Here is a 3,403-nt window from a genome sequence, read left to right as displayed (position 1 = left end):
AAGGGATCCTTGGCCGGAGCCGACGCGGCGGGTCAGGAGGTGGACGTTGCGGTCCGCGAGCGAGGGCAGGCATTCCAAGCGGCCGTTTTTGACCCGCCAGTCCTGCAGGCGGTTGGCCCAATACTCCGGCCCGGCCCAGATTCTTTCGATGCCCATAGGCCAAGCGGAACGAAAAGCCGCTCCCCCAGCTTGGGGCTGCGCGGGTACTGTCCCGCCGCCTCCGGCCGCGAACATCCCGAGCGCCGCGGCGGCGATGACCACCGCCCGGATCGAATGGGAACCCCTCAATGCTCGCATCGCCCCCTCCCCTCTTCCCGAATCGTCCGCTCGACTTCCCGGCGTCCTAATCCCCCGTCATCGTGAACAACCCAAAAGTGGCCAGGGTGGGATTCAACCGCGATTTCTCGATGACCAGCCGGACCGCATCGGTCGTCACCGCCGGGAAACGAAGAAGCCGCTTGGCCCCGACCGTCGTCTCGCTGGCGAATTCCTTCCAGCTTCCGTTGATCTTGGCCTCCAGCCGGAAGGACTCGATCCGCTGGCCGACCAGGATGGCCTCTTGCAGCAGGACGCAGTCGAATGTCCGCGGCCCCGCCAGGCCCAGCGAGATCTCGGCCGAGGTTGCCCCGGACTCAGCCTGCCAGTAGGTGGCCGGGTCGCCGTCCAGAATGAGCTCGGCGCCGTGGTCGCGGGTTCGGGTGTTCACCCAGGCCTTCGCTCCGGCCGCGTGATTCACGGCAAAAGCGGCGTCCAAGAGCCGGCGCATCTCGCGCAGGGCCTTGGCGTCGTTCTCGTGGATCAGGCCGCGCTTGTCCGGAGGGACGTTCAGCAGAAGCACGCCGTTCCTCCCGACCGAGCTGAAATAGATATCGATCAGATTCCGCGCCGGCTTGACGTCGTCGTCCTGGTCGGCGTGGTAGAACCAGCCGGGGCGGATCGAGACGTCGGTCTCGGCCGGGTACCAGATCAGGGCCATGGCGTTGCGGATCGCCTCCCGGCCGCCGAGGTCGTCTTTCATCAAATCTTTGGGGGTGAACGCCCCGTCCTGCGGCTGCATCTGCGAGGCGGCGGCCATGCTCGCATTATTGCCGATATCCGCCGGGACGACACTCCACTCGGTCTTCCGCCCGTATCCGGATTCGGTCCCGACCCAGCGGACATCGGGCCCCATGATGGCGATGACGGCCCCGGGCTGGAGTTCGCGAATGAGCTTATAGTAGGAAGGCCAATCGTAAACCTGCTTTTTCCCGTTGGGCCCCTCGCCGTTGGCCCCGTCGAACCAGACCTCATCCACCGGACCGTATTTCGTCAGAAGCTCGCGGAGCTGGCCGCGGAAATACTCGTTGTAGCGGGGCGAATCGCCGAAGCTCTTCTCATGGCGATCCCAGGGCGAAAGATACACGCCGAATCCCAGACCGGCCTCATGACAGGCCGCGGCCACTTCGCCCACGACATCCCCCTGCCCCTTCCGCCAAGGGCTGCTTTTGACGGAATGCGCGGTCAAGGCCGACGGCCAGAGGCAAAACCCGTCGTGATGCTTGGCGGTTACGATGAGCATCTTCATCCCGGCGTCCTTGACGACCCGGACCCACTGCTTGGCGTCGAAGGCGGTCGGGGCGAAGAGCTTGGGATCCTCCGTCCCCAGCCCCCATTCCCGGTCGGTGAAGGTATCCATCCCGAAATGGGTGAAAGCGATGAATTCGCGGGCTTGCCAGGCCGCCTGGCGGGGCGAGGGAACGACCGAGGCGGCCTTGCGGATGACCGCGGCTTCGTCGTCGCCGGGCTCGATGAAGACGTAGTTGTGGTAGGGAGCAGCCTGGGTTTCCTTCTGCTGGGCCTGGAAGACGACGATCATGGCGACGATGGCCACAACAACGATCAGAGCAAAGGAGATCGCGGCCGTTTTCTTGCTTTTCATGAGCTCTTCCTTCCGTCCGTATCGATCCGGGAGCCGTTCCCTTATTGCGGCAGGAACCGGGCTTCGTCCGTGTCCCCGTAGAGCGTCCGCAGACGGTCGAGCTCGGCCGTCATCTCCCGCCGCGTCGCAGCATAATCCGGGTCGGCGTAGACGTTGCGAAGCTCGCGCGGATCCTTCTCCAGGTCGTACATCTCCCAAGCGTCGATATCATAATAGAAATGGATCAGCTTGTAACGATCCGTCCGGACACCGAAATGGCGCTTGACGCTGTGGACGGCGGGATACTCGAAATAATGGTAATAGATCGATTGACGCCAGTCGCGCGGCGTCTTCCCCCGCCAGACGGACCGCATCGAGCGGCCCTGCATCTCGGCCGGCGCATCCAATCCGGCGTAATCGAGAAAAGTCGGGGCGTAATCCAGGTTTAAAACCATGTCGCGGCGATTGACGCTCGGCGCGATCTCGCGCGGATATCTGACGACGAGCGGCATGCGCAGGGATTCCTCGTACATAAACCGCTTGTCGAACCAGCCGTGCTCGCCCAGATAGAATCCCTGGTCCGAGGTGTAGATGACGATCGTATCGTCGGCCAGGCCCTCGGCCTCAAGATAATCCAGGACTTTCCCGACATTGTCGTCAACCGAGGCGATGCAGCGCAAGTAATCCCGGATGTAGCGCTGGTATTTCCACTCGGCCAGCTCCCGGCCCTTGAGCCCGGCCTTGCGGAAAGCCTCGTTGTCCTTGGCATAGGCCCGGGTGAACATCTCCCGCTCCTCCGGCGTCATACGGGCCAGATTGCCCTCCCACTCCTTGCGCAGGCGGGCCTCTTCGGGCGTATCGTCGGCCGGCGTGTCGTCGGGCGAGAGCTTCAGGTCGTAGCCCATCGTCATGTGCTCGGCGATGCGCATCTCCTGTGTCCGGGCGGCATCGCTGCGCGTCGCGTAATCATCATAGAAAGTGTCCGGGACGGGGCGTATCTCGCCTTCGTAGAGCCCGATGTGCTTGGCATCGGGGAGCCAGTTGCGATGAGGCGCTTTGTGATGGAGAAGGACGCAGAACGGCTTGGCCTTGTCGCGGACACGAAGCCAAGCCAAGGCGTCGTCGGTGACCAGGTCCGTGACATACCCCCTGCGGGTCGAGCGGACGCCGTTGGTGATGAAATCCGGGTTGTAATAGTCGCCCTGGTCGGGCAGGATGGACCAGAAATCGAACCCCGTCGGATCGGTCTTGAGGTGCCACTTGCCGAAGAGCGCCGTCCGGTAGCCGGCCTGCCGCAACAGCTTGGGAAAGGTCGTTTGCGATCCGTCGAAGCGGACGGCGTTGTCGACGACCCCGTTGCGGTGACTGTATTTTCCGGTCAGCAGGACGGCCCGGGCCGGGGCGCAGATGGAGTTGGTGCAGAAGCTTCGCTCGAAGCGGACGCCCCCCGCGGCCAGGCGGTCGATGGACGGCGTCTTATTCAGCCGGCCGTCGTAACACGAGATG

General features: G+C 63.7%; 3 protein-coding genes. All 3 read right to left on the bottom strand.

Going from position 1 to position 3,403, the window contains the following annotated elements; genetic code table 11:
• Window positions 1-297, bottom strand: a 297-nt coding sequence (locus NTZ26_15745; protein ID MCX6561948.1) for a hypothetical protein, incomplete at its 3' end; no start/stop codon positions are given.
• 46 nt (window positions 298-343) lie between these two features.
• On the bottom strand, window positions 344-1,918 hold the full coding sequence (locus NTZ26_15740; protein MCX6561947.1) for an alpha-L-fucosidase: 1,575 nt from the start codon (window positions 1,916-1,918) through the stop codon (window positions 344-346).
• Window positions 1,919-1,959: 41 nt separating this feature from the next.
• Window positions 1,960-3,403, bottom strand: a 1,444-nt coding sequence (locus NTZ26_15735) for a sulfatase (protein ID MCX6561946.1), incomplete at its 5' end; no start/stop codon positions are given.

The organism is Candidatus Aminicenantes bacterium, from assembly GCA_026393855.1.
Taxonomy (GTDB): Bacteria; Acidobacteriota; Aminicenantia; order Aminicenantales; family UBA4085; genus UBA4085.
The sequence above is the reverse complement of the archived record's forward strand: the minus strand, read 5'-3'. Positions and strand labels throughout refer to the sequence as shown.

Excerpts from the sequence above, each read along its gene's own strand:
- NTZ26_15740 (MCX6561947.1), bottom strand. The coding sequence starts at position 1,918 with ATGAAAAGCAAGAAAACGGCCGCGATCTCCTTTGCTCTGATCGTTGTT.